This window comes from Desulfoferrobacter suflitae (assembly GCF_022603395.1).
GTDB lineage: Bacteria > Desulfobacterota > Syntrophobacteria > Syntrophobacterales > Syntrophobacteraceae > Desulfoferrobacter > Desulfoferrobacter suflitae.
The window spans coordinates 36,788-62,344 of sequence record NZ_JAIBKA010000013.1; the positions used below are offsets into that span (position 1 = coordinate 36,788).

General features: G+C 55.4%; 28 protein-coding genes. 22 read left to right on the forward strand and 6 right to left on the reverse strand.

The annotated features are described in order from the left end of the window. Positions 1 to 85 precede the first annotated feature (85 nt). The 12 genes from K1V27_RS19170 (at position 86) to K1V27_RS19225 (ending at position 9,902) form a co-directional block, all read left to right on the forward strand. Positions 86 to 523 carry an SH3 domain-containing protein gene (locus K1V27_RS19170; RefSeq protein ID WP_258931672.1) on the forward strand — a complete coding sequence of 146 codons (438 nt, stop codon included), beginning with the start codon at positions 86 to 88 and terminating at the stop codon, positions 521 to 523. Between the two features lie 442 nt (positions 524 to 965). Beyond that, entirely contained in the window at positions 966 to 2,360 is a 1,395-nt protein-coding gene (atpD, locus tag K1V27_RS19175; RefSeq protein WP_258931673.1) for a F0F1 ATP synthase subunit beta, read from the forward strand. A gap of 56 nt (positions 2,361 to 2,416) precedes the next feature. After that, a complete protein-coding gene (locus K1V27_RS19180; RefSeq protein ID WP_353740628.1) occupies positions 2,417 to 2,815 on the forward strand; it encodes a F0F1 ATP synthase subunit epsilon in 399 nt (132 codons plus the stop codon). Next, positions 2,799 to 3,119, forward strand: coding sequence for an AtpZ/AtpI family protein (locus K1V27_RS19185; RefSeq protein ID WP_435051683.1), 321 nt, complete (start codon positions 2,799 to 2,801; stop codon positions 3,117 to 3,119). The genes K1V27_RS19180 and K1V27_RS19185 overlap by 17 nt, the downstream gene beginning before the upstream one ends. Before the next feature lie 64 nt (positions 3,120 to 3,183). Beyond that, complete coding sequence (locus tag K1V27_RS19190) at positions 3,184 to 3,489, forward strand: ATP synthase subunit I (protein WP_258931676.1); 306 nt, start codon at positions 3,184 to 3,186, stop codon at positions 3,487 to 3,489. A 65-nt stretch (positions 3,490 to 3,554) separates the two neighbouring features. Next, entirely contained in the window at positions 3,555 to 4,274 is a 720-nt protein-coding gene (locus tag K1V27_RS19195) for a F0F1 ATP synthase subunit A (RefSeq protein WP_258931677.1), read from the forward strand. Next, positions 4,267 to 4,545, forward strand: a complete 279-nt coding sequence (locus K1V27_RS19200; protein ID WP_258931678.1) for a F0F1 ATP synthase subunit C — start codon at positions 4,267 to 4,269, stop codon at positions 4,543 to 4,545. The genes K1V27_RS19195 and K1V27_RS19200 overlap by 8 nt, the downstream gene beginning before the upstream one ends. A 3-nt stretch (positions 4,546 to 4,548) precedes the next feature. Then, positions 4,549 to 5,340 (forward strand): F0F1 ATP synthase subunit B family protein, encoded by a 792-nt coding sequence (locus K1V27_RS19205; RefSeq protein WP_258931679.1) that lies wholly within the window; start codon positions 4,549 to 4,551, stop codon positions 5,338 to 5,340. Between the two features lie 35 nt (positions 5,341 to 5,375). After that, complete coding sequence (locus K1V27_RS19210; RefSeq protein WP_258931680.1) at positions 5,376 to 6,923, forward strand: alternate F1F0 ATPase, F1 subunit alpha; 1,548 nt, start codon at positions 5,376 to 5,378, stop codon at positions 6,921 to 6,923. Continuing rightward, complete coding sequence (locus tag K1V27_RS19215) at positions 6,910 to 7,791, forward strand: F0F1 ATP synthase subunit gamma (protein WP_258931681.1); 882 nt, start codon at positions 6,910 to 6,912, stop codon at positions 7,789 to 7,791. Before K1V27_RS19210 ends, K1V27_RS19215 begins: the two co-directional genes overlap by 14 nt. A gap of 53 nt (positions 7,792 to 7,844) precedes the next feature. Next, a complete protein-coding gene (locus K1V27_RS19220; RefSeq protein WP_258931682.1) occupies positions 7,845 to 8,570 on the forward strand; it encodes an ABC transporter ATP-binding protein in 726 nt (241 codons plus the stop codon). A gap of 9 nt (positions 8,571 to 8,579) precedes the next feature. Beyond that, positions 8,580 to 9,902: a phenylacetate--CoA ligase family protein gene (locus K1V27_RS19225; RefSeq protein ID WP_258931683.1), complete on the forward strand. Its 1,323-nt coding sequence runs from the start codon at positions 8,580 to 8,582 to the stop codon at positions 9,900 to 9,902. Between the two features lie 45 nt (positions 9,903 to 9,947). Here the strand turns inward: K1V27_RS19225 and K1V27_RS19230 are convergent, their stop codons facing one another. From K1V27_RS19230 to K1V27_RS19250, 5 genes are all read right to left on the reverse strand, one after another. Next, entirely contained in the window at positions 9,948 to 10,100 is a 153-nt protein-coding gene (locus tag K1V27_RS19230; RefSeq protein ID WP_258931684.1) for a hypothetical protein, read from the reverse strand. An 86-nt stretch (positions 10,101 to 10,186) separates the two neighbouring features. Further along, a complete protein-coding gene (locus K1V27_RS19235) occupies positions 10,187 to 11,410 on the reverse strand; it encodes a PDC sensor domain-containing protein (protein WP_258931686.1) in 1,224 nt (407 codons plus the stop codon). A 3-nt stretch (positions 11,411 to 11,413) separates the two neighbouring features. Then, positions 11,414 to 12,265, reverse strand: a complete 852-nt coding sequence (locus K1V27_RS19240) for a phosphate/phosphite/phosphonate ABC transporter substrate-binding protein (protein WP_258931687.1) — start codon at positions 12,263 to 12,265, stop codon at positions 11,414 to 11,416. 242 nt (positions 12,266 to 12,507) lie between these two features. Further along, a complete protein-coding gene (locus K1V27_RS19245) occupies positions 12,508 to 14,061 on the reverse strand; it encodes an acetolactate synthase large subunit (RefSeq protein ID WP_258931688.1) in 1,554 nt (517 codons plus the stop codon). A gap of 199 nt (positions 14,062 to 14,260) precedes the next feature. Then, positions 14,261 to 15,025, reverse strand: coding sequence for a PDZ domain-containing protein (locus tag K1V27_RS19250; RefSeq protein ID WP_258931689.1), 765 nt, complete (start codon positions 15,023 to 15,025; stop codon positions 14,261 to 14,263). A 277-nt stretch (positions 15,026 to 15,302) separates the two neighbouring features. Here K1V27_RS19250 and K1V27_RS19255 point away from each other — a divergent pair, with 277 nt between their 5' ends. The 3 genes from K1V27_RS19255 to K1V27_RS19265 all read left to right on the forward strand — a co-directional run bounded on the left by K1V27_RS19255 (position 15,303) and on the right by K1V27_RS19265 (position 16,850). Further along, the gene (locus K1V27_RS19255; protein WP_258931690.1) at positions 15,303 to 15,707 is read left to right on the forward strand and encodes a response regulator; all 405 of its coding nucleotides are present in this window, start codon (positions 15,303 to 15,305) and stop codon (positions 15,705 to 15,707) included. A gap of 203 nt (positions 15,708 to 15,910) precedes the next feature. After that, positions 15,911 to 16,483, forward strand: a complete 573-nt coding sequence (locus K1V27_RS19260) for a TlpA family protein disulfide reductase (protein WP_258931691.1) — start codon at positions 15,911 to 15,913, stop codon at positions 16,481 to 16,483. 175 nt (positions 16,484 to 16,658) lie between these two features. Beyond that, positions 16,659 to 16,850, forward strand: a complete 192-nt coding sequence (locus K1V27_RS19265; protein ID WP_258931692.1) for a hypothetical protein — start codon at positions 16,659 to 16,661, stop codon at positions 16,848 to 16,850. An 82-nt stretch (positions 16,851 to 16,932) separates the two neighbouring features. Here K1V27_RS19265 and K1V27_RS19270 read toward each other — a convergent pair whose 3' ends face one another. Beyond that, positions 16,933 to 17,601 (reverse strand): fused DSP-PTPase phosphatase/NAD kinase-like protein, encoded by a 669-nt coding sequence (locus K1V27_RS19270; RefSeq protein WP_258931693.1) that lies wholly within the window; start codon positions 17,599 to 17,601, stop codon positions 16,933 to 16,935. 147 nt (positions 17,602 to 17,748) lie between these two features. Between K1V27_RS19270 and K1V27_RS19275 the strand changes: the two genes are divergently transcribed. The 7 genes from K1V27_RS19275 (at position 17,749) to K1V27_RS19305 (ending at position 25,521) form a co-directional block, all read left to right on the forward strand. After that, entirely contained in the window at positions 17,749 to 18,075 is a 327-nt protein-coding gene (locus K1V27_RS19275; protein WP_258931694.1) for a lipid-A-disaccharide synthase N-terminal domain-containing protein, read from the forward strand. After that, complete coding sequence (locus K1V27_RS19280) at positions 18,076 to 18,804, forward strand: glycosyltransferase family 2 protein (protein ID WP_258931695.1); 729 nt, start codon at positions 18,076 to 18,078, stop codon at positions 18,802 to 18,804. It begins immediately after the preceding gene. A gap of 97 nt (positions 18,805 to 18,901) precedes the next feature. Continuing rightward, positions 18,902 to 20,200 (forward strand): phenylacetate--CoA ligase family protein, encoded by a 1,299-nt coding sequence (locus K1V27_RS19285; protein ID WP_258931696.1) that lies wholly within the window; start codon positions 18,902 to 18,904, stop codon positions 20,198 to 20,200. 27 nt (positions 20,201 to 20,227) lie between these two features. Next, on the forward strand, positions 20,228 to 21,406 hold the full coding sequence (locus K1V27_RS19290) for an ABC transporter substrate-binding protein (protein WP_258931697.1): 1,179 nt from the start codon (positions 20,228 to 20,230) through the stop codon (positions 21,404 to 21,406). 275 nt (positions 21,407 to 21,681) lie between these two features. Continuing rightward, positions 21,682 to 22,704: a lipopolysaccharide heptosyltransferase II gene (waaF, locus tag K1V27_RS19295; protein ID WP_258931698.1), complete on the forward strand. Its 1,023-nt coding sequence runs from the start codon at positions 21,682 to 21,684 to the stop codon at positions 22,702 to 22,704. Continuing rightward, positions 22,701 to 23,750 carry a lipopolysaccharide heptosyltransferase I gene (waaC, locus tag K1V27_RS19300; protein ID WP_258931699.1) on the forward strand — a complete coding sequence of 350 codons (1,050 nt, stop codon included), beginning with the start codon at positions 22,701 to 22,703 and terminating at the stop codon, positions 23,748 to 23,750. Before waaF ends, waaC begins: the two co-directional genes overlap by 4 nt. A 19-nt stretch (positions 23,751 to 23,769) precedes the next feature. After that, complete coding sequence (locus K1V27_RS19305; protein WP_258931700.1) at positions 23,770 to 25,521, forward strand: ABC transporter ATP-binding protein; 1,752 nt, start codon at positions 23,770 to 23,772, stop codon at positions 25,519 to 25,521. The last annotated feature ends 36 nt before the right edge of the window (positions 25,522 to 25,557 follow it).

Genomic DNA, 25,557 nt, shown 5'->3' on the forward strand with positions numbered 1-25,557 from the left:
GCACATAAGGGATGTCAAACAGCAGTTTCTAATACAAACCACCTCATTTTACCGTAAGCCTCAACAAGTACTGGGAGATATCATCATGATCCGGCGACTCGTTTCAGGATTGGTTGTTGTGCTTTTCAGCGCGACTCTGGCCCAGGCGAAAATGGTCAGCGTAGCCCGCGACAAGGTCAACATGCGTTCAGGGCCGGGATTGAATTACGCCGTCCTCTGGGAGCTCGGGGAGGGCTATCCGCTCGAGGTGATTGAGCGGAAGAACGGCTGGTTGAAGGTCAAGGATTTTGAAGATGATACCGGCTGGATCTATGCCAAACTGGTCAGTGACAAGGCTTATCTGGTGGTGATGAAAGAGCGCATCAACCTGAGGAGCGGGCCGGGTGTCACCTACAGCGTGGTGGGCAAGGTGCAGCGCGGAGAGGTGCTGCGCCGCATCAAACAAGACAAGGACTGGTTTCAGGTAAAACATGAAAACGGCTTGGCCGGCTGGGTTAGAAAGGACCTCGTGTGGGGCTGGTGAGACTTTCTGCACCAGAAAAAAACTGAACACGAACCTTAGGGGATCAGCAGCGTCACCATCATCGACCTGCCCAACCAGCTTTCCAGAACTTTGGTATCTTAACCATGTAAGAGGCGTACCCCATCAGACAGCGGCCATGGATCAAAGGTCAAATTGCCCGCGGATTGAACAGCTTGTCATCCGGACAGCACCTATGCTCTGCCGCTTTTTTACTATGATTACATGGACTTATCCATTCCATACCATGACCGTGCAAAACCGGCAAGCTCCATAAAAGCTTCACTGCGCGCGCCCGCATGAGGCGAGGGAAAAACCTGTTCAAGCGCGGACGGCCTGCCGGTGAATCCATTCTGAGATTTATCCTCGGATATTGCAAGTCGCAACAAAAGAGTCTACTGTGAAACCGCAGCAGGCATTGCAAATTGATGAACAACGGGTCTCCATGTCACCACATCTAATGCATCACAATTCAGGGGTTGTACTGTCGGTGCGCGGAAGCGTAGTGGACGTTCGCTTTCCGCATGGTTTGCCGGGCTTGCACAATATTCTCCTCACCGGCCGAAATAACGAGATCGTCGTAGAGGTGCAAAGCCACCTCCATTCCGAGTTGGTGCGCGGCATTGCCTTGAACCCGACGCGCGGGTTATGGCGGGGAGCGCCGGTGACCGACACGGGTCGGCAGCTGAGTGTACCCGTCGGCAAAGAGAACCTGGGGCGGATGTTCAATGTCTTGGGAGAGGTCATTGACAAGAAGGAGCCGCCGCGGGCTCAGGAAATGCGCTCCATCCACAGTGAACCGATTCCCCTCGAGCAACGTGCCGTGACATCCGAGCTTTTTTTGACAGGGATCAAGGCCATCGATGTTCTGGCACCGCTGGAATTGGGAGGCAAGGCGGGGTTGTTCGGTGGCGCCGGAGTCGGCAAGACTGTGCTCATCACCGAGCTCATTCACAACATGGTGGGTCAGCATGAGGGCATCAGCATCTTTTGCGGGATCGGCGAGCGCTGCCGTGAAGGCGAAGAGCTTTACCGGGCAATGGAAGAAGCCGGGGTGCTGGAGAACACCGTCATGGTTTTCGGTCAGATGAATGAGCCGCCCGGGGCACGATTTCGCGTCGGCCACACGGCCCTCACCATGGCGGAATTTTTTCGCGATGATGCCAGGCAGGATGTTTTGCTGTTGATTGACAACATTTTCCGATTCATTCAGGCGGGCTCCGAGGTTTCCGGACTGATGGGGCAACTGCCCTCGCGGCTGGGGTACCAGCCTACCATGGGGACAGAACTGGCAAAGCTGCAGGAGCGCATCGCCAATACCAAGACCGGCGCTATCACATCCATCCAGGCGGTTTACGTCCCGGCGGACGATTTTACCGATCCCGCTGCAGTGCACACCTTTGGGCACCTTTCGGCGTCCATCGTACTCTCCAGGAAAAAGGCCAGTGAAGGGCTCTACCCCGCGATCGACCCGCTGCAATCGGCCTCCAAAATGCTCACTCCCCAAGTGGTGGGAGCACAACACTACCACATCGCGCGCGAGGTTCAGAGAACTTTGGCGACCTACGAAGAACTGAAAGACATCATCGCCATGCTCGGCCTCGAAGAACTGTCCGAAGAGGACCGCAAAACGGTCTATCGAGCGCGGCGTCTGGAGCGCTTTCTCACTCAACCGTTTTATACCACGGAACAGTTCACCGGCATGGCGGGAAAAATGGTTGACTTACAGGATGCACTGGATGGTTGTGAACAAATATTGAACGATGCCTTTTCCGACTATCCGGAAAAAGCTCTGTACATGATCGGTACGGCGGATGAAGCGAAAAAACCTGAGGGTTAGCCGCCCGAAGCAACGGGGCAACGCCGATTGCATTGCAGAATGGACCTGCTCACATGATGAACTTGAAGATCCTGATTCCCAGTCAGACGATGCTGGACGAAAAGGTATCCAAGGTGATCGCGGAAGCCGAAAACGGACAGTTTTGCCTGCTGCCGCGACACATCGACTTCACTGCCGCCCTGGTGCCCGGCTTGCTCTCTTTTGAAGACGCAGGCGGAGCGGAAACCTTTGTGGCGGTAGACGAGGGGATTTTGGTGAAATGCGGATCCGAGGTCTTGGTTTCCACCCGTAAGGCTGTACTTGGGGCGGATCTTGGCATGCTGGCCGAGACCGTAAAGAAGCAATTCCAGTCCCTGGATGAAATGGAGAAGAAATCCCGCTCCGCCTTGGCGAAAATCGAGGTGGACTTTGCGCGGCGCTTTCTGGAGCTGGGTGAGTATGGCCAGGCAGGATGATCCATTGGGAAAAGCAAAGAGGTCTGGCAAGGACGTCCCGCAGGAAGTCGGTCAAAAGGAAGAGCGGAAGATACGCGCGCGCCGTGAGCGCGATCGCAGCGTCTGGTTTGGCCTGGGAATGTTTGGCCTGGTCGGCTGGTCGGTGGCCATACCCACCCTGCTGGGCATAGCCGTGGGGGTATGGATTGATATGCAGTTTGCCAGCCGCTTTTCCTGGACCTTAATGGGGCTGGCTGCCGGCGTCATCCTGGGATGCCTCAACGCCTGGTTTTGGATAAAGCGGGAAAGTGGACAGGACTCGTAAGAACGACCGGGCGGCATTGGATGACCCGGCTGCATAGCGCCCGGAGCGCTGTGAGGCAGGCAGTATGAACCACGCTTTATTCTTTCTTTTGTTACCTGTCATTGCCGGCCTGGCACTTGGGTTTTTCTTTTTCGGAACCCTTTGGATGACAGTCAGGCGCATTCCCCGTGCAAAACGTCCGCAGCTCTTCCTGCTGCTGAGCTTCTGGCTGCGCATGGGAATGGTTGTACTGGGATTCTACCTGGTCATGCACGGCAGCTGGCAGCGGCTCCTGGCATGTGCAGCCGGTTTCATGATCATGCGGCGGATCATGGTCAAACGGTTGGGACCTGAAAGGGGATACCTGAGGATGAAAAGTTCCACCCTGTGAAGCGGGGTTAACCGCTCTCGCCATTGGATGAGCAAAGATGGGCCGAATTAGTTACGGGAGACGACATGCACATCACACCCGATCAGATCGTATTCTGGCAATGGCATTGGGCATCCCTCAACGCGACCATTGTGGTCACGTGGGTGGTGATGATCGCCATGGCCTTTGGCGCCTGGCTGGTCACCCGGGAGCTGTCAAGCGGCATGAAGCTGTCGCGCTTCCAAAACCTGCTGGAAGTCATCGTCGTTCATGCGAGAGAACAAATCCGTGACGTGACCCGGCAGGATCCCGGCCCCTACCTGCCGTTCATCGGTACTCTCTTTCTGTTCATTGCGGTTGCCAATATCCTCACCATCGTGCCGGGCTACCAGGCACCCACCGGTTCCCTATCCACGACGGCAGGCCTGGCCCTCTGTGTTTTCCTGGCAGTACCGGCTTACGGCATTCGCAAGCGTGGCGCAGCGGGTTATTTCAAGCAGTACCTCAAGCCGTCGGTGTTCATGCTGCCGTTCAACGTCCTCGGCGAACTGTCTCGGACTTTGGCCCTGGCTGTGAGGTTGTTTGGAAACGTCATGAGCGGAACCATGATTGCGGCCATACTGCTCGCCATAGCCCCCCTTATTTTTCCCATCGTGATGCAGGTTCTCGGCCTTTTGACGGGACTGATTCAAGCCTATATTTTCGCCATACTTGCCACCGTATACATCGCCGCTGCAACCAAAGTGCAGCAGAAGCGCGAAGGATCTGAACCAGATCAGCAGAAAGGAGAGATTTCCAATGGATAGCCTGAGTCTGATTGGCATGGTTTCCATCATTACAGCGGGTCTGACCATTGCGATTGGAGCGATTGGCCCGGCACTGGGAGAGGGGCGGGCGCTGGCCCAGGCGCTGCTTTCAATCGCCCAGCAACCCGACGAAGCCAACACCATCACTCGAACTCTGTTTGTTGGCCTGGCAATGGTTGAATCGACGGCCATTTATTGTTTTGTGGTCTCCATGATTTTGATCTTCGCCAATCCTTTCTGGAATTATCTCGTTTCCAAGGCAGGAGGTTAAGCCGTGCTGATTGATTGGTTCACGGTCGCAGCGCAGATCCTGAACTTTTTGATTCTGGTTGCACTGCTCAAGAAGTTCCTCTACGCTCCGATCATGCGTGCGATGGATGAACGTGAAGCAAAAATTGCCGAGCGGCTGGCAGATGCCAGGCGGGAGAAGCAGGAAGCTGAGCGGGAAGCTGAGGTATTCCGCAGGAAAAATCGCGAATTCGATGCCCGGCGTGAACAAATGATGCAGCAGTCGAAAGCCGAAGCGGAAGCTCACCGCAAAGAGCTGCTGCACCGGGTACGCAGTGAGATAGAGCAGAAAAAGCGGGATTGGCGGGAGGCAGTGGCGCGAGAACAGGAGGCTTTCCTGCGAGACTTGCGCAGCCGTGCGGGGGAAAATATCCTCGCTATTTCCCGTCAGGCCCTCAAGGATTTGGCCGATCAGCGGATGGAAAGGCAGGTCGTGCAGGTTTTTTTGCGACGTCTGGAGGATGCCGATTCCGCCCCCATGAAAGACTTTGATGATCCCGGCGGAGATAAACAGGAGCCCATGACTGTTTTCAGCGCCTTCGAACTGCCGGGCGATCTGCGCGAACGGATCATCGCGGGGGTTCAGCATTGGCTGGGAGCTTCAGTGGCGCTCGACTTCCAGGTCTCAAGGGACCTGATAAGCGGTATCGAGCTCAGAGCAAACGGGCGCAAAGTGGCCTGGCATCTTAAAGATTACCTCGATTCTCTGGAAGAAAGCATGCGCAGCGCAATGGATGAGGTTGCCGATTTTACATATCGGACACCGGCCAGGGAATGAATCGCAGAAGCCCGGAAAGCCGGAGCTACGGATCGATGACGAAAAACAATGAGCAACGGCCGCTCAACGAGATCATAGATGGTGTTTTTTCCCCTTTGCAGAAGATTCTCGCAGACAGCGCCGCCCACATAAGAGTCAGCGAGTTTGGTACGGTTAAGTTCGTTGGCCAGGGGATTGCCCGAGTTGCAGGCCTTCCGCAGGTTCAATCGGAAGAGCTGGTCGTGTTCCCAGGCAATCTGGCCGGCATGGTCTTCAACGTGGATCCTCATGAAGTGGGCATCATCCTGCTGGATGAAAGCGAACTGCTGACGGCCGGCAGTGAAGTGAGGCGAACCGGCAGGACGCTGGATGTGCCGGTAGGAGAAAATCTGCTCGGCAGGGTGGTCGATGCCATCGGTCGTCCGTTGGACGATCAGGGTGCCGTGCGGGCGGCAGAGCGACGTCCCATTGAAAGGGATGCTCCGGCTATAATGGATCGTTTGCCGGTGACGGTTCCCCTTCAAACCGGCATCAAGGTCCTGGATGCGCTTATTCCCATTGGGCGCGGTCAACGGGAATTGATTCTCGGCGATCGGCAAACGGGCAAGACCGCCATCGCTCTGGATACCATCATCAACCAGGCGGACAAACAGGTCATTTGTATTTACTGCGCCATCGGACAGCGCGGCTCATCGGTTGCCAAGATCATCGACGATCTCAGGCGACTCAATGCCATGGACTATTCGGTGGTGGTTGTGGCGGAAGGCCATGCCCCCCCCGGACTACAGTTTGTGGCTCCCTATGCTGCAACGTCAATGGCTGAATACTTCATGGAACTGGGGCATGACGTATTGGTGGTCTACGACGACTTGACGCGACACGCCCGTGCGTACCGCGAACTCTCTTTGCTGTTGCGGCGCCCGCCAGGACGGGAAGCTTTCCCCGGTGATATATTTTACATTCACTCGCGCCTCCTCGAGCGCTCCACGCATCTTGCCGAACACCACGGGGGCGGTTCGCTGACGGCCCTTCCCATTGTGGAAACGGAAGCGCAAAACATATCAGCCTACATTCCAACCAACTTGATTTCCATTACCGACGGGCAGATTTACCTGTCTCCCACCCTGTTTCAGAAAGGCATCATGCCGGCGGTCGATGTAGGCAGGTCCGTTTCGAGGGTCGGGGGCAAGACTCAGTTGCCGGCTTACCGGGCGGTTGCCGGAGATCTGCGATTGAGTTATTCGCAATTTGAAGAGTTGGAAGCGTTCGCCCGCTTTGGAACCCGCCTGGACGAGGACACGCGCAAGACTCTGGAACGCGGCAGAAGGGTCCGGGAAATCTTCAAACAGTCACAATATGAGCCACTGTCGGCGCCCGAGCAGATCAGTATTCTGGTTGCGTTGAATGAGGGATTGTTTGACCGGTTCGCCGTGGATCGGGTCGCTGAAGCTGAGAGGGCGATCCGAGCGGCATGCCGGGAGCATTTGCCGGATGTCTTTGAACTAATCGCAGGCGGGGAGAAACTGCACCAGGAGCACCTAGATCGACTGCTGACGGTCGCCCGGGAAGCCATTCTTCAGGGGGTGGACCATGGAGACCGTTGAACAGCTCAGACGAAAAATAACCAGTGCCGAAGACTTGCAGTCGGTCGTTCGGACCATGAAAGCGCTTGCAGCAGTGAGCATCCGCCAATATGAAAAGGCTCTGGAATCCCTTGCCCACTATTACCGAACCATCTCTTTGGGATTACAGGTGGTGGTGAAGAATGATCCCTCCCTGTATTCGAGGGATTGGCAAACCGAAAGGGGAGCCCGGCTTTCCGTTATTCTGGGATCGGACTACGGAATGGTAGGCCAATTCAACGACCAGGTCGTCTCTTATGCCATGGAACGGATCGCTCCGGCTGGAGCGCAGGTTGGGATCTGGGCAATGGGAGAAAGGGTAGTGGCCCGGCTGGAGAGATGGGGACGTGGCGCCGATCATATCTACTCCGCACCAAGTTCGGTAAGCGGAGTGACCTCAGCCGTGCAGCACATGCTTTTGGACATCGAAGAGGCCAACCTGCAGCAGCGCCTTGAAGGGGTTGAATTCTTCTATAATCGGCCGTTGGCCGGCGCCGCATTCGAGCCCGCCTCCTTTCAGCTCCTGCCGATTGATCGCAGCTGGCTGCGCAGCCTCTCGCGGCAGGCATGGCCCAGTCGGGTTTTGCCCACCTTCAGCATGCAATCCCAAAGCCTCTTTTCGGCCTTGATCCGGCAGTTCCTGTTTGTTTCCATCTATAAGGCCATCACCGAATCCCTGGCCAGCGAAAATGCCAGCCGCCTGGCGGCTATGCAGGGCGCTGAAAAAAACATTGACGAGCGGTTGGGCGAGCTTCAGTCGCGCTACCACCAGCAACGCCAAAGTGCCATTACCGAAGAGCTGATGGATGTGATTTCCGGCTTCGAGGCGCTGACCGGGGATAACGACTGACGGGGATTTGATGCGGGCAAAGTCAAACACATTGCCTCCGGTGAGGAGCGAGGGTGCTCGAGGTACAAGGACTTTCGGTCAAATACGGTGCACTGCAGGTGTTGCGCAGAGTCACCTTCCACGTGGGCGCAGGTGAAATCGTTGCCCTGATTGGGGCCAACGGTGCCGGCAAGAGCACTCTGCTGAAAACCATCAGCGGCGTTATGCGCCCCTTCGAGGGAGTGATCCTCTTCCAACATGAGCCGATTCACAACCGGTCTGCGGAACGGATCGTTCAGCTGGGACTGGTCCAGGTTCCGGAGGCACGGCAGCTGTTTCCCAATATGACCGTCCTGGAAAACCTGGAGTTGGGCGGTTATATGTACGGGCGCAAGTACGTGGCAGAAAGCCTGCCGACCATGTTCGAGCTTTTCCCTGTCCTGGTCGATCGACAGCAGCAAAAGGCGGGAACGCTGAGTGGCGGTGAACAGCAAATGCTGTCCATTGCGCGCGCACTCATGACCGACCCGCGGCTGCTCGTTCTGGATGAACCCTCGCTGGGACTCGCACCCCTTATGGTGGAAGAAATCTATCGAACCATCAAGGAACTCAGCGAGCGGGGGACGACCATACTGCTGGTCGAACAAAATGCCATGGGAGCTTTGAGTATCGCTCAACGAGCCTACGTAATGGAAACCGGCCGAATCGTTCTGGCGGGGGAGGCGCAGGAATTGATGGAACACGATGACGTTCAGAGAGCCTACCTGGGCAAAGACTATGCACACAAATGGGAAAGGTGACAAGCAGCCATGCCGTTGAATCCCATTGACACTCTGTCACGCAAAGACATCCGTCAACTCCAGCTGGAACGGTTGCAGACAACCCTCAACCGGGCCTATTTCAACGTCGATTTTTACCGTCATCGTATGGATTCTCTTGAACTGTTGCCCGAAGACGTGGCCACCTTCGAAGACCTGCGACGTTTTCCCTTCACCACCCGCCGGGACCTGGCCGATCACTACCCCTATGGATTATTTGCGGTTCCATTGCGCAGCATCGTGCGCCTGAAGGTATCGAGTCCGATGCTGCGAGACCGCGGTCACCCCATTGTTGTTGGTTTCACCCGCCATGATGTCGGCATGTGGCAAGCACTTATGATGCGGCTTTACGAGCAGTTGGAGGTAACCGATCGAGATATTGTGCAGGTGGCTTTCAATTTCGCCCTGTTCCCGGGTGCTCTGACTTTTAACCAGGCGGCCGAGAGCATCGGTGCGACGCTGGCTCCTTCCGCCACCATATCCGCCACCTTGCAACTGCAGATCATGCAGGACTTTCGCTCCACCGTCCTTGCCACCACAGCCGCCTTTGCCTTGCACCTGGCCGAAACCATGAAAAGGCAGCAACTGGAGCCCGCCAACCTGCATCTAAAAATTGTACTGATCGGCCCCGACCCGCTTGCCGAGGAAACCCGAACCCATCTCGAGCGCGCCTTTGGTGCTCCGGTCTACGGGCTTTACGGAGTGAGTGAAATGGTGGAGCCGGGCATCGCCGGCGAGTGCCCCGCAAAAAACGGACTGCACTGGGCGGAAGACCAGTTCCTCGCGGAAATCATCGATCCTGCCACGGGCGAGGCGGTGCGGCAGGGACAAGAAGGAGAACTGGTCATCACCACTCTAACTGCCGAAGGGTACCCCATCGTTCGATATCGAACGGGAGATGTTACCGTATGGCATGAGAGCCCTTGCCCGTGCGGCAGGAGCCTGGCGCGCATATCGCCCATCGCGCGCAGAACCGACAACCGCCTATCGGTCCGAGGTATCCCGTTATATCCCGAGCAGTTGGAAGCGATGCTCGCATCCATTGATCCGGCCATCGATGACCTGCGCCTGGTGGTGCATACCCGCCACGGCATCGGCGAACGGCTGGAAATCTTACTGGCTCGGCAGCCAGACAGGGAATTTTTGCAGGGGGGGCGCGCACACTACCAGGAATTCTTGCGCAGTCACGTGCGCCGTGCTTTGGGTCTGGGCGTACGAATCCAGCTGGTGGAACGAGATCGTCTGCCCAGGGAAGGCTTGATCCGCAAAACCATCTTCAAAAGAGCCGATACACCATACGATCAAAGACGCTGAGCGGGATCGGCAAGAAAATCCAAACCGCTGAAAAACGGTCCTGCGTCACATACCATGGCTGGACCTTATTCTCGTGTTCATAGTCCCGCCATATTTCACCTGCGGCCCCTCCTCTCCCCTGCCGGCGTCACCGGTCGCACAACTCGTCAGGCAGCCCATCAGGACAATGAGCAGCAAAGCGACAAAAAAATCCTTCATGCAAAACTCCCCTGGCTCTGGTTTTCACTTCCGCCCTTCGAGATAGACTCATCAGCGGCATGCAATCGACAACATGGTGCCGACCTCTAATCTTTGTAAATGTCAAAATCAGGATAATACTTTTTGGCGCATTCCGGACAGATGCTGTGACTGAATTCGGCTTTGGAGTGTGCGCGGATGTATGCTTCCAATTGATTCCAATAGCCTTTGTCGTCCCTGATCTTCTTGCAATGGGTGCAAATGGGCAGCAGACCGCTGAGGGTCTTCACCTCCTGCAGGCTCTTCTCCAGTTTGGCGACCGTATTGGTGAGCTCAGCGTTGTATAGCTCAATGCGTTGAAAATTGTCCTCGATGACATCCAGCATGCGGACCAGTGCTCCGGCAATCCTGCTCATTTCCGAGCCGGAGTGCGATTTCAGCGCAGCCAGCTTACGCCGAAGAGTATCCGGGGTTATGGTCGCGTCGGCATAACTCAGGATGAGATTGACAAGAGCGGAATATGGTTTCAGCTGACGATGCAGAAAAAACAGCAGAAGACCCAGCAACACCAGGGCCGAGGCAATGGTGCTGGAATAAATCACCCGTTTTAGACTGATCAGCTGCATGAGATTCTGGTTGCGCGTGAACAGGATGGCCAGCCGGCAAGGGACATCGGTGTTCCCCTGGAACAATGCGGGCAGCTCCACCGAGTGAACAATCGCAGCAGCTTCCTGCGAACTGCTCGCAGTGAAGTCGGCGTGCGTGAACCGCAAAACAATGTTTTCCCCTTCCACCAAGGACTGCAGCATGCCTTCGTTGATTTTGCTGCTGACGCATACCAGGCCCACCGGAACATCATCGTATTTGCGCACCAGGCCCGCGATCACAAAGCTGACGGCCCCATCAACACGGCTTATGCCGCGGAAAGCGCCATGCTGCAGAGCTGCTTGAAAATAATCGCTCTCTGCGATGCTGTCCCCAAATTTGAATTCTTCAGGTGAGCGTGACAGCACGATACCCTCCATGTCGGCAAAGATAATGCTGTCAACACTTCCAATGAAATCGTTGCTCAGATCGAATAATACTTCATTGTCAGCCGAGGCAATGGCGTTGCTCACCTGCGTCGACTTGGACAACACCGCCTTCGCCGTATCCAGCTGCTTGATCAGAGCAAGAATGTTTGCTTCCACAGCCTTGGCCTGAGTCGCATAATTTTCTTTGACCGCCTGCTCGTATTCCTGCGTCACTTCCTGGACTTTGATCATATCCACAGCAAGAAACAGCGCCACGGGAATCAGTACCAGCAGCAACACTTTGGCGTATAATGTCATGGCTTATTCCAAGGCTTCTCTCATTGAGTCATAGAAGCGATCGTCCCTGACTTCAAAACCGGCCGCGCTCCACCCGAGGCTGTCTTGCATGGCCCGGTTGAACTCATGATCGAGGGGCATGGACGTCAGGATTTTTCGATAGAGCAGTATTTTTTCATCCGGCATGCGCGCGGGCGCCACGATGGCATCGAGGGGAATCGGGGCCGACCGCTCGATGATGCTGAAAATGTCGCCATACTTGCGCACCGCAGTATAGTAAGTGCCGTCGGAAACCGCCCCGGCCTCGATGGACTTATTGACCAGAGCCTCGATCACCCGGTCGTGCCTCTTCAAGAAAAAGACTTTGGCGAAGTAGCGCGAAGCGTCTATTCCCTTGCGCTTGAGGATCATATTGGGGTAGGCGTAACCCGAAGTGGAGCCAATGTCGGTGAAGGCAAAATTGCCCCCCCTGGCGTCTTCCAGGCTGGATATCCCGGAACTTTTCAAGGTGATGACAAATGACTGATAATAGGGCGTCACTTCGCCCGTCTCTTCGTTCCGTTCCCTGTAAGTGGCGATGTATTTCAGGGCGGGGTGTTCAGCCTTGATCTTGATGTAGTTCACCGGATTGATCCAGGCGATATCCACGGTTTCGTTCTTGAGACGCTCGGACAGCTCCACATAGTCCCTGGTTACGATAGCAGTGAATTTTTCGCCGCTTTGCTCCGTCAGATAACGGGCCATGACCTGCATGGGAATGATGAGCTTCTTGGGGTTGTTGGAAGGGTATATGGCTAACTTGAGATCGCTTGCCCGGACTCCGGACGAAACCAGGAGCAATAGAATCGCAGCGGCTGAGAGTATGCTTTTTATCATGCCCGGCCCCCCTTTGCAGCAATGAACAAGCCATTTGTGTTTTTGACCATAGCACACCTGCCTTAAGGCTTCCCGAAAATCAATGGCAAGCGTAACCGCAAGATTTGCTCTTCTGCGCAGAAAAATTGATCATTTTCGCCACGCTGGGAGATCCCTTCGAGCCGGGGTCATGGAATTGAGCCAGGCTACCGAATGATCCAGGTCGAAATTCTGCTGTCCAAGATGAGCCTCTTGTTTTTCACTCACAGGAGCATTTCAATCAAGTAGGGTCCCGGGGCGGCGAGGGCACGGGCCAATTCCCTGGCGAGCTCCTCGGCAGTGTCCACGCGCGCGGCGGGCACCCCAAAGCCTCGGCTCAGCTCCACCCAGTCCAGTGCAGGGTTCGACAGATTGGTCAGCGATTCGGCATGTTCGCCCGGAAATTGCTTTCCTGCGCGGGCAAGTTCCAGCCTTAAAATCGCGTAGCTGCGATTGCAACAGATGAGAGTTTTTACATTGGCCCCTTGGCGCGCCTGCGACCACAGGGCCTGCAAGGTGTACATGGCGCTCCCGTCCGCCTGCAGATTGATGACGGGGCGATCCGGACAGGCCAGGGACGCCCCCAGGGCGCAGGGAATTCCCTGGCCGATGGCACCCCCGGTGAGAGCCAGGTACGTGTGCGCGGGAGCAGTTTTCGACAGTTGAAAATAATCGCCGGCAGACGTGATCGCTTCCTCGACTATAATAGCTCCCTCGGGTTGCAGAGCGGCGAGCACCGCAGCAACTTTGAGGGGAGTGAGTCCACCCCGCGGCAACTGGGGGCGCTGAACAGAGGCGCATTGTCCACCGGCAGCGGAATTTTTCGACCCACCATTGAAGGAGTCGGCCAACCCTTGCAGAGCATTTTCCATGTTTCGGGGAGACGCCTTGATGTGGACTCTGACCTGCTGCTCGCTCAGAAAGTAGCTCGACTGGCCCGGATAACCAAAAAAGGCGACCGGTTCCCTGGCTCCAGCGAAAATGACGCATTCATATTGGGACAGAGCCGATACGGCCTGGTCGGGAAAATATGGAATCCGTTCCAGCAGAGGCAGTCCTGCACCACGTTCCACCCGGGCGGGAAAGGTCTCAATGAACAGGCTGCAGCCGGTTGCGGCACTCACCTTGGCCATGGCGGTCAAACCACGCCGGCGCGCTGCGCGTCCTCCCAGAATGACGGCCGTGCGAGGACCACTTTTGTGCAGCATCCGGACCGCGGATTCGACCGAGCCCTGATCGAGATGGTCGTCCTCATGCGACGATTTTCCAACCACCGGGACCTGCACCGGAGCCAGTTGATGGTCATGCGGAACGATGAGGGTGGCAACCTTGCCCTGAAGCGCGGCAGATACGGCATCGGCCGTGTCCCGTGAGAGCCTGTCCAGGTCCCTGTTGGTGCGCTGCCATGCGGAAACCGTTGCAGCCAGCGCTTCGATGTCCATGGCCAGCAGCGGATCGGCGGGCAGGTGCCAGGAGGCATGTTGACCAATGATGTTGACCAACGGAGTGTTGGCCCGCTTGGCATTGTGCAGGTTGGCCAGGCCGTTGGCCAGGCCTGGCCCCAGGTGCAACAGCACCATCGCGGGCTTGTCCGCCATGCGCCCATAGCCGTCGGCAGCACCAGTGCATACGCCTTCGAAAAGACCAAGAACCGAACGAATCCGCTTGCTTTTGTCGAACGCTTCGACAATGGGCATTTCTGTAGTCCCGGGGTTGGCAAAACAAATGTCCACCTGCAGACCTGCTGCTGTATTAACGATCAGTTCCGCACCTGTCATTCCATCTCCTCCTTGTGAGCACGCCGGGGTGCGAGCCATACGTCCTGCAGCGGATAATCCGAAGTTCGAAATGCGAATTGCGGCTTCAGCCCCACTGACCAGGAACGACCGTGTTTAAGACAATGACTTTGGCGCCTGCACCAAAAACATCATCTTGAAGATCATATGAGTCGAATCGCCAAACTTGGCGCCGGCAGACTCACTTGCCGCCATCGAAGCCGTCCAGGGCGTTGGCATAACTCTGCTTGACCTGTTCAGCCAGTTGCGCAGCATCATTCTCCTTCAGCCATTCGACCTGGGCCAACACATCCTCGCGAATCAATTCCAGCGCTTCTTTACTGAACGACGCTTCTTCGATATTCAGCAAGGTCAGGCGGGCGACCGCCGCGGCCAGAGTCGCGTCGGCTCCCTTCTGCTGACTCAGCAGATAATAATTGTAGCAGTCCACCACAATTCGCTGGGCTAAAGGGCTGGGGCCATACTGGTGCTGCATCTGTTCCATCTTTTCGGCACACTCAAGCCAGTTGCCGTCCGACGCCTCGCGCAGTGCATCGGCGGTGGCAAAGGCTGTTTCCGAAATATCCACGCAGGGACATTCCAAATGGACCTGCCCGCCATTGCGCAGCAGCGTCAGCGCCACGGTTTCTCCGGGACCTTGCCCGGCTATCAGTTCCCGCGCCTGCTTCCAGTCGTTTACCGCCTTTCCATTCACTGCGATGATTTTGTCGCCCGCAACGATGCCCGCATCCTGCGCGTTGACCCCCGCGTGTAAAATCCTGCCGTCTGCACTCACTCTCAGGCCGAGAATACAGAAATGTTGTGAATCCGCCCTGGCAGACAGATTCTCGTAACCTCTTTGGGCTCCCTGGCGGGCCTTCATCAATGTGTCGTCGGTTTGGGTCTGCACGGAACTGCAGCCGGCCAGAGACAAACAGAGCACGATGAATGGCAACACCCGTCGCATGGCTCCTCCTGCTTATCCTTTAATGACCCTTCATATGTAGTCGATTCCATACACTACTGTAGCACTTATCCTGCACCAACGGGAAGCCAATGAAGTGCAATGGGATTCTACCAATCCCGCAATTCTTTTGGCAATGCTTCAAATCAGCGGGATCGATGCCGCTGCCCTGGATCGGCAATTTCCTTTGCGGCCTTCCTTGAAATTGGCGCGAATATTGCTCACTGGGGTCAAGCACGCGGCATTGGGGATCGGCTTAGACCATTTTGAGGAAGGATCGGTGTCTACCATACTTATCGTCGATGACGACGTTTGTCTCAGTTTCCTGTTGTCGGAGTACCTGTCGACAATCGGGCACCGCTGTATCCGCGTCGAAAACGTGGCAGGAGCACGCGCTCATCTCCGCACTCACCAGGTCGACCTGGTGATCTCCGACGTGAACATGCCCGGTGAATCGGGATTTGATCTGCTGCGCCACGTTTCGTCCTGCTATCCGCAAATTTCGTTGCTGCTCATGAGCGCCATGGATGATGCCGAGAGCAGACGAAGAGCCGCCCAAATGGGGGCCCGCGGTTATCTGGTCAAGCCCTTCAAGTTTGGCAACCTTCGTGCTCAACTGACTGCAATGGCAGAACAAAGTCATCACCAACGATTCCCCGAACAGAGCCAATCACCGGCCGTCTGACCCCACATCCTTTTCAATCTGGAGCCGAATCCGCCTTCTTCCACGGTCATGCACCCTACCCCGACCCTTCCGCCCATTGGGGACCAGGCATGGAACAGACAAATTTCAGTTCTCAAGTCCCGCACACTCCTGTAAGATTGAACATGTTCCGATGAGCCGCCGGGAGGTCCGAGATAAACCATTCCATCACGAGGAGACATTGAATGAGATTCAAACAGCGTAGAGCGTTTGTGCTCTCCCTTATTGCATCCGCTATGGCAGCTGCCTGCTGCTGTCCCGGGGTAACGTTTGCGGCCGACCCCCAAGCCCTTGACCTGAACCGGGTGATGCTGGCCGCTCCATCCTCCGAGGAAGCCCGACAATACCTTGGAATCGGAGCAAAGCGACTGTTTCCGCTGTCCGACATCAACACCAAGTTCATAGTTTTGGGATACTACGGAGTCAAGTGCCCTTATTGTCATGAACAGGCACCCGTTTCCAACCGAATCTATGAAATGATCCGCAGCGACCCCGAACTCGAGAGCAACGTGAAAATGGTTGGAGTATTGGTAGGAAGCAACCCCGAGGAAACGGCGGCTTATGCGGGTAAATATCGCATTCAGTACCCCATGGCCAATGATCCGTTTTTCGAAATCTACAGAAGGCTGCACAAGCCCAAAGTCCCTCTCACCCTGCTGCTCAACGGACAGGGTGAGATCCTGGTGAGCGTCACGGGGGCTATGAATGGTCCTGAAGGATTCGTGAACAAGCTCAAGCAATTTCAAAGGGACCATTGATCCGTTTACTGCCGAATGATTGTGGCAAGTCGGTAGTCGCTTGGTGTAATGCTTTTGCTTGATTTCCAAATACCATGCGGTTAATTTAGGTCAAAAAAATTTTGCTGGCATCTTGAGTTGACAGGGCAGACTGGTGTTGCTCGCATGAACAAACTTAATTCACGGAGGGAAGATTATGACCTTTGAAGAAGTAAAAGCGGCAGTCCTGAAGCTGAGTGAAGCAGATCAAAAACGCCTCATCATGGAAGTGGTACCGCAGATTTGGCCCAAGGCCTGTATTGACGATTCGTGTGTTGATAAAGTCAGGGGACTTGTAGACGAGGCAACCGTGAAGAAGTACAAAGAGCAACACATGGGAGGAATTTAACCGTCGTTGCCCCACCCTGCCCCATAGCGCAGAGCTCACGCGCTGCGCTATGGCAGCATTCCGAATTCCCCTCGGACAAAGGTCAAGGACTGTAGCTGAGAATAAAATCTTTCACGGCCGGCCTCTCTTCAAAGGTACGGCCAAACCAAGGCAGTTCAGCCATTACTGTGCCGTTGGATTCTCCCAGGACCCCGATTCGGTACACTGAAACCATCATTCCCGTACGAATAATCCCCGCCTGACAATGGATCAAAACCGGCAGCATATCCGGATTGCTCACGACGCTCATGAATTGATCAATTTGTGCCGGATCGGGCGGGGTGTCCGGCAACATTGGGATATCCACCATATTCATTTCATTGGACCGGGCGAATTCTTTCTGACGTGCGTACCAGTCCCGTTGCATTTCCCCTTCGGAACGAAGATTGACAATTGTTTTGATCCCATAGAGCTCATGGGCTATTTTCAGGCCGATATTGGACAAGGTTCCACTGCGATAGACTTTCCCGGTATCCACGGTCTTAAAATGATACATGGTCTTGTGCCAAAATATTGCGGCACCGGCCACAATAGCTGTTCCAACAATGAATGAGGCAATGTAGGCCCGAAACTTTTTTTTCGACAGCAATGTCTGGTAAAAAATGTTAATCCTCCTTCCGGGTGAACAACTTTGACGTTGCTCACTGTCATGGTAAAATCTTTCTGCAAAGGCCTTCGACCCGACCAGCTCGAATACTACCCACTGCAGCATGGAAAATCAATTTCCAACCACTGTCTGCTCCTCGAACAGCCGAAAGCCCACGGCGGATGATCAAACAAGGAAATAGATTGAAAGTTGGGTCGCTTTCTGTAATATCACTGCGTCGGTTATGAACCGATGTGTTGCTGAAAGAGAGAAATGATGGAAAAATTTTGGCTTGGTTTGGGTTTTTTTGCTCAGGCACTCTTCGCCGCGCGGTTTGTGGTCCAATGGATAGCAAGTGAGCGAGCTAAAAAGAGTGTGGTTCCCCTGGCTTTTTGGTTCCTGAGCCTGGCTGGCGGGGGCTTGCTTTTGACCTATGCGATATGGAGAAAAGATCCGGTCTTCATTCTCGGGCAGAGCACCGGGTTTCTTATATATAGCCGCAATCTCTATTTGATTTACAAGGAGCGTCGTGTGCTGCGCAACGGATCGGCCGAGGATGGAAATGGAGCATCAGACTGCGAGATTCGAGAGAGCATGTAAATGGACAACAGCGGTGTAGTCCTTTCGGTTGTCATTCCCATCAAGGATGAAGCAGAAAATATTGAATTGCTGGCTGAACAGCTCAATGCCGCACTCGGCAGTGAGTTGTGGTCATGGGAGTGCATCTGGGTCGATGACGGCTCGTGCGATGAAAGCCTGGCCATCTTGGAGCGTCTGGTGGGACGGGACAGCCGTCATCGTTACTTGTCTTTTGCGGCCAACGCGGGGCAGTCGGCTGCATTCTGGGCGGGTTTCAAAGCGGCCAAAGGGGCCTTCATCGCTACCATAGATGGAGACGGCCAGAATGATCCTGCGGATATCCCCGGACTTATGGCGAAAATACAAGGGGGCTCGATGGATATGATCAACGGCTATCGCGCCCGGCGCAAGGACACCTTCATTCGCAAAGTTGCGTCACGTATTGCCAATGCTTTCAGGAATTTTGTAACGGGCAACACGGTGAGCGATGTTGGTTGTTCGACCCGCGTTTTCAAGAGGCAGTGCATCGAATCGCTTCCGAAGTTTAAAGGCATGCATCGATTCTTGCCCACCTTGGTTGCCATGCAGGGATTTACCCTGGCGGAAGTTGCCGTCAACCACAGACCGCGCCAGAGAGGCAAGACTAAATACAGCATCAACAACCGCCTCTGGGTCGGGCTCATGGATACATTTGGAGTTTTGTGGCTGCAGAAGCGTTCCTTCACCTATCGCGTCAGGAAACATTCTTAGCTGGTGAGAGGTGGATTGATCTGAGGTTCGATTCAATGACGCCCACTGCCGAAGCGCATCAATCAGCCTCAACCACGGCTTTGGAAAGGAGCATTTCATGAGCGTTTCCTTCATGCCCAGCCGGGCGGGCCAGGAAGATTTGGACGCTCTTCAACTGGAAGGATTGCGGTGGACCATTTCCCACGCCTATCATAACTGCGCATTTTATCGCCGACGGCTGACGCAGGCAGGAGTTACTCCCGACCAGATCCGCAGCCGGGATGATTTGCGCAGACTTCCTTTCACCACCACACAGGACCTGCAAAACGATTATCCTTTTCCACTGCGCTCCGTACCCTTTGAGAAAATTGTGAGAATTCACGCCTCCTCGGGGACTACCGGCAAGCGCAAGGTACTGGCGTATACCCAAAAGGACATTGACGACTGGGCAACCATGTTTGCCCGCTGCTATGAAATGGCCGGCCTTGACCATTCCGACCGGGTGCAGATCGCCGTCGGATATGGTTTGTGGACTGCGGGTGTGGGGTTTCAGCTTGGCTGTGAACGATTTGGCGCGATGGCTATCCCGGTCGGCCCGGCCAATACGGAAATTCACTGTCAGATGCTGGTCGATTTGCAGAGCACGGTATTTTGTGCCACAGCCTCAATGGCCCTGCTCATGGCGGAAGAGATCGAAAGCCGGGGCCTCAAAGATCAAATCGCCCTGAAGAAGTTTATTTTTGGTGCGGAGCGGCACAGCACGAGAATGCGCGAGCGCATCCGAGAAATCACCGGTGTGACGGGACTTTATGACATTCCGGGTCTCACCGAGGTGTACGGCCCGGGAACCGGGCTGGAATGCTCCGCCCACCAGGGGGTCCACTATTGGGCGGATTATTATATTCTCGAAATATTGCACCCCACAACCCTGGAACCGGTTGCGCCCGGTGAGACGGGCGAGATGGTGATAACGACTCTGCGCAAAGAAGCGGCGCCACTCATCCGATATCGCACCCGAGATCTCACCCGACTTATTCCCGAACCATGCCCTTGCGGCAATCCATTGCCCAGGCACGACCACCTTTTGGGCCGTTCGGACGATATGATCATATTTCGTGGAGTGAACATCTATCCCGGCCAGATTGACCATGTACTCTCTCAGATTGCGGGAGTGGGCAGCGAATATCAGATTCACCTTTATCGTCGCGAGGACGGCCGCGACGAGATGCTGTTAAAGGTGGAACGTACCTGGGAGGAGTCTCCCGATGCCGATAGACGACTGGCAGAAGCGATCACGGCCGAAATTCGCCAACAGATCCTGGTGCGAGTGCACGTAGAGGTCCTGGAATACGGCACACTGCCGCGCACCGAGCGCAAGAGTAAACGGGTGTTTGATAACCGCTCACTGGAAAATTGAGAGCATCCAAACAAAGGAGGAAAAGCGATGGGTGGCAAATCGGCAATTTGTTCTCTGGCACTGGCATTAACGTTGGCATTGGGTGTTGGCAACGTCGCGGCACAGAAAGATGAACCCATTAAAATCGGTGCTTTTTTTGCCCTTTCAGGTCCGGCTGCCTCGATTGGCACCCCCACCAAGCTGGTAGCACAGATGGTCGTGGACAAAATCAACAAGACCGGAGGAATCAACGGCAGGCCCGTCGAACTGATCATTGGCGACACCGAGGGGGATCCCACCAAGGCTCTCATGGTCGCCAAGCGACTGGTCGAAAAGGACCAGGTCGTAGCGTTGATCGGTCCCACTCGCACGGGCACCGGCATGGCAGTAAAGCCATACATCGAGGACAAAGCGCATATCCCTGTCATGATGACGGTGGGAGGAGATCCGGTCATCGCCGGGGACAAATTCGGGCCGTACCGATGGACCTTCAAGACGCCTCAGCGCACCTCTACCGCAGCACGTAAGGTCTACGAATATCTCCAGTCGCAGAAATTGCAGCAGGTTGCGGTCTTGACGGCTTCCGATGCGTTCGGCAAGGATGGCCTGGTCTGGCTCGAACAGCTGGCTCCCGAATATGGCGTGGAAATCGTTGCTCGGGAATCTTTCGCCCCTAACGATGCAGACATGACCACGCAGCTTGCCAAGATCCGCGACACCAAGGCTCAGGCGCTCATATGCTGGACCATCGGCCCTGCCGGCGCAAAGGTCGCCAGGAACGTCAAGCAGCTTGGTTTATCCATCCCGTTGATTCAATGCCACGGTCAGCCGGACCCAAAGTACATCGAGCTGGCCGGTGAAGCGGCTGAAGGAAGCATTATGCCGGCAACCAAGCTGATGGTTTATGATCAGCTTGCGGACAGCGATCCACAAAAAGCGGTCATTCAAGACTTCGTGGATCTCTACAAGAATGTTTATCACTTTGACGAGCAGTACCCCATCAACACCCATTCGGGTTATGCCTGGGATGCCGTTTACCTGCTGGCCAACGCCATGCGCCAGGTGGGACCGGATGCGGAGCCTTTGCGCGATACCATTGAACAAATGCAGGGCTATGTCGGAGTGAGCGGCATATACAATCTGACTCCTGAGGATCACAATGGACTGGACACCGATTCCCTGGTGATGGTCAAGATTCAAGAGGGCAAATGGGTGATGCTCAAATGACGGGTGCCTAATGCAGTATCCTGGATCAGCAGGGAAACAGGCTGATTTTCTTGGGCGGGCGCTGTGGCCCGCCTTTGCTTTTACCCAATGGTGGCGATTCCGCTTTGCAGCTCTCCGTCAGGCCGGCGAAAGCCCGCCTCCGCCGAGCTGCCCGGCTTTGCTGGATTCCTGCCGCCCGGGCGGTATTGCCCGCCAGGGAGGCTCGCTGGCCGGTGCAACATGAATCGCCAAATCGAGGCCTTACATGGTAAGGTTCAACCGCTTGTTTGAATGCCATGAACTCACATGAAACCGGGAAGATACTCATCCGATCCACCAACTGGCTGGGCGATGCGGTCATGACCACACCGGCCATGGGTGTGGTGCGTGCCACCTTCCCCGGTGCCGAGATTACCGTGGTGGCCAATCCTGCGGTGGCCATGCTGTTTGAAGGCCATCCTTACTGCGACCGAATCGTGGTTTGGGATAAGAGCAAGGTGCATCGGGGCATAACCGGCCTGTTGCGGTTCACCAAGACGCTCCGGGAACAACACTATGACCTGGCCATCCTCTTTCAAAATGCCATGGAAGCCGCAGTCATGGCCCGGCTGGCCGGTATTCCCAGACGCTTGGGATACCGTTCGGACGGGCGGGCATGGCTGTTAACCGATGGCGTACCGGTGGGCCGCCGGGAAAAACGTCTGCATCATGTGGACTACTACCTGCAGCTTCTCAAAAAGAACGGCATGACGGCCCGCCCGGGCGATCTAACCCTTTGCTGCACCCCCGAAGAGACCGCCGCTGCCCGCAAGGAGCTGGGAGATGTAGATTGGATCGCTGTTCATCCCGGTGCTTCCTATGGATCGGCCAAGCGCTGGCTCCCCGAACGGTTTGCTCAGAGTGCAAACAAAATTTACCAGGAATTCAGGACGCCCATTCTGCTTCTCGGAAGTCCCGAAGATGCTTCGACGGGAAAACGGATTGCAGAGCAGCTGAAAGTTCCGCACAAGAGCCTCATTGGCAGGACCTCCATCCGCCAGCTGATGGCGGTTCTTTCTCAGTGCCGCCTGCTGTTGACCAACGATTCGGGCCCCATGCACATCGCCGCCGCTTTCCGCGTGCCCCTCGTCGCCTTATTTGGCCCAACCGATCATACCACCACTTCACCGCCCGGTAATATGTCCATAATCCTCCGGCATGAAGTGGATTGCGCCCCTTGCCTGAAGCGCCGCTGCCCGAGCGATCATCGCTGCATGACTGCCATTGGAGTAGAGGAAGTGATAGTAGCGGTTCGCACCTTGCTGGACTCGACGGCATGAAGGTCTTGGTCATCAAAACCAGCGCGTTGGGAGACATTGTCCATGCGACGCCCGTTATCCGCTACATGCACAGAACGGATGCGACGCTCCAGATCGATTGGCTGGTGGAAGAACCTTTTGCCCCTTTGCTCGAAAGCCAGCCACTCATCCATACGGTGCACCGCATTGCCACCAAGCGCTGGCGTCGGCCTGAAAACCTCGCCGGCGCATTGATCGAAATAACCAGGGCCATCGGGTTGCTGCGCAAGGAAAAATATGATGTTATTCTGGACTTGCAGGGTAACAGTAAGAGCGGCCTTTTTACTTTGCTTTCAGGGGCTCCCCTGCGCTACGGCTTTGCCAGGGATGCCGTGAGAGAATGGACGAACCTGCTGGCGAGCAACCGCAGAGTTGCCATTGGCACGACGCAACAGCACATCAGCGATCGTGCACTGAAAATGGCGGCCGCTGCCTTTCCCGGCGGAACCATGGCGGACGGCGCGGCTGCCTTAACGGTTGATCGGGAATGTCTTCTGCGCGTTCGAGACAAATTGCACCAGGCAGGCCTTTTAGAGCGCAAATTGGTGCTCCTGCATCCCGGCACAACCTGGAAAACCAAGCAAATGTCCTGTGAATTTTGGCAGCAACTCATCACCGCTCTGAATCGAAACGATGGGGTCAATCTGCTGTTCTCCTGGGGTACCCGGCAGGAGCGCAATTTCATCATGAAGTTGCAACAGGCCGTATCAGAGCGCTCCATGGTGTGGCCGAAGGTTTCACTCCCCGAGTTTATGGCTCTGACGGCTCAGGTGGATGTCGTGCTAGGCGGCGACACGGGACCGGTGCACATCGCTGCCGCGCTCGGCACACCTACGATTTCCTTTTATCGAGCGACGGACAGCCGACGTAACGGTCCACGGGGGCGGAGCCATTGCACCTTTCAGTCGTCCATGGAGTGTTCTCCCTGTCTGTTGAAGGCATGCCCCCAAAATCCGGCTTGCAGTAACAGCATCGAAGTTCACCGGGCAGTGCAGGCTGTGGACACGATTCTGGAGATGAATTCCTGACTGGATATGACAGACAATTATGAGTTTAATCGGTCCCACGGAAAAGTTTGCTTTCACTCAGCTGGCAGGTCTCCTCAAACCCCACAAGCGCAGGCTTGCCATAGCGGTAGTCTGTATGCTGGGAGCCTCCGCGGCAACCGCCGCCACAGCCTATCTTATCAAGCCGGCCATGGATGATATATTCATCCGGAAGAACCTCACCATGCTGCAGTTGATTCCCCTTGTCTTTCTGGCTGTTAATCTGATCAACGGACTCTGCCAGTGGGGCAACGATTACTACCTCAAGTCCGTAGGACTTTCGGTGGTGGCCCATCTCAGGCAACAACTGTACAATCACATTCAGGATCTGCCTCTGTCATTTTTTGACCGAACTTCCACCGGCCTTTTGATGAGCCGTATCACCAACGACGTCAATGAAATCCAGAACGCCGTAACCAAAGGCTTCACCGGCCTGATCAAGGATTCCTTGAGCGTGGTGGGCTTGATTTTTGTGGTCTTCTATCAGGACTGGAAACTTGCCTCCATTGCCATACTGATTTTACCCCTGGCTTTCTATCCTCTTTTCAAGTTCGGCTCCAAACTGCGCAAGCTCGCCACCAAAGGTCAGGAAACGATGGCCGATCTCAACGTGGTCCTGCATGAAACCTTCACCGGAAGCCGCATCGTGAAGGCCTTCGGAATGGAAGACTATGAAAAGAATCGCTTTTTCGATCGCAATCAAAAGGTGCTGCGATATTACCTGAGATCCGAATGGATCGATGCCCTCTCTTCCCCGCTGATGGAGTTCATCGGTGCCCTGGCCATCGCCGTCGTGATCGGCTACGGCGGCTATCAGGTCATTCAAGGAACCTCAACCCCCGGTACTTTTTTTTCTTTCCTGGGCGGTCTCTTAATGCTGTACCGGCCGATCAAGAGCATCAGCAAGGCCAATTCCGTCGTGCAAAAAGGAATCGCATCGACCATGCGGGTTTACGCCGTACTCGGAGAACGGAATACGCTTCTGGAAAAACCCAACGCCATTGAGCTGCAACCGATTCAACGGAGCATCGATTTTCGCAATGTGAGTTTTGCATACGACGACAAGATGGTGCTGCATGACATCAACCTGTCGGTTCCGGCCGGGCAGGTGCTGGCCCTTGCGGGAAGCAGCGGCGGAGGCAAGACCACTCTGGTCAACCTGATTCCACGCTTTTACGATGTCACCAAAGGAGCTGTCCTGATCGACGGGATAGATGTGCGCGATGTCAAGCTCGGTTCGCTGCGACAACAAATAGCTATTGTTACCCAGCAGAGCTTTCTTTTCAACGATACGGTCCGGAACAACATCGCCTATGGCAACCTGAACAAAGGCTTCAAAGACATTCAATGGGCCGCGAAGGCCGCCTATGCGTATGATTTCATACAGCAATTGCCGTATGGCTTTGACACGGTCATCGGCGAACAGGGCGTGATGCTCTCCGGTGGTCAGCGGCAAAGGGTATGCATTGCCAGAGCCATTTTGAAGGACGCCCCGATTCTCATCCTGGATGAAGCAACATCCTCTCTTGACAGCGAGGCGGAGCTCGAAGTGCAGATGGCGTTGGAGAATCTGATGCGCGGGCGGACCACTTTTGTGATCGCCCATAGACTTTCTACCATCCAAAAAGCGGACCGCATTTTGGTCGTTTCCGCTGGAAGAATTGTCGAGGAAGGAACCCACAGTTGCTTGCTTTCCCAAAATGGCGAGTACCGAAGATTATTCGACATTCAGTTCATGCGATCGGCGCTCTAAAGAATTTCACCGCCATTGGCAAGTGCAACCCGAAAA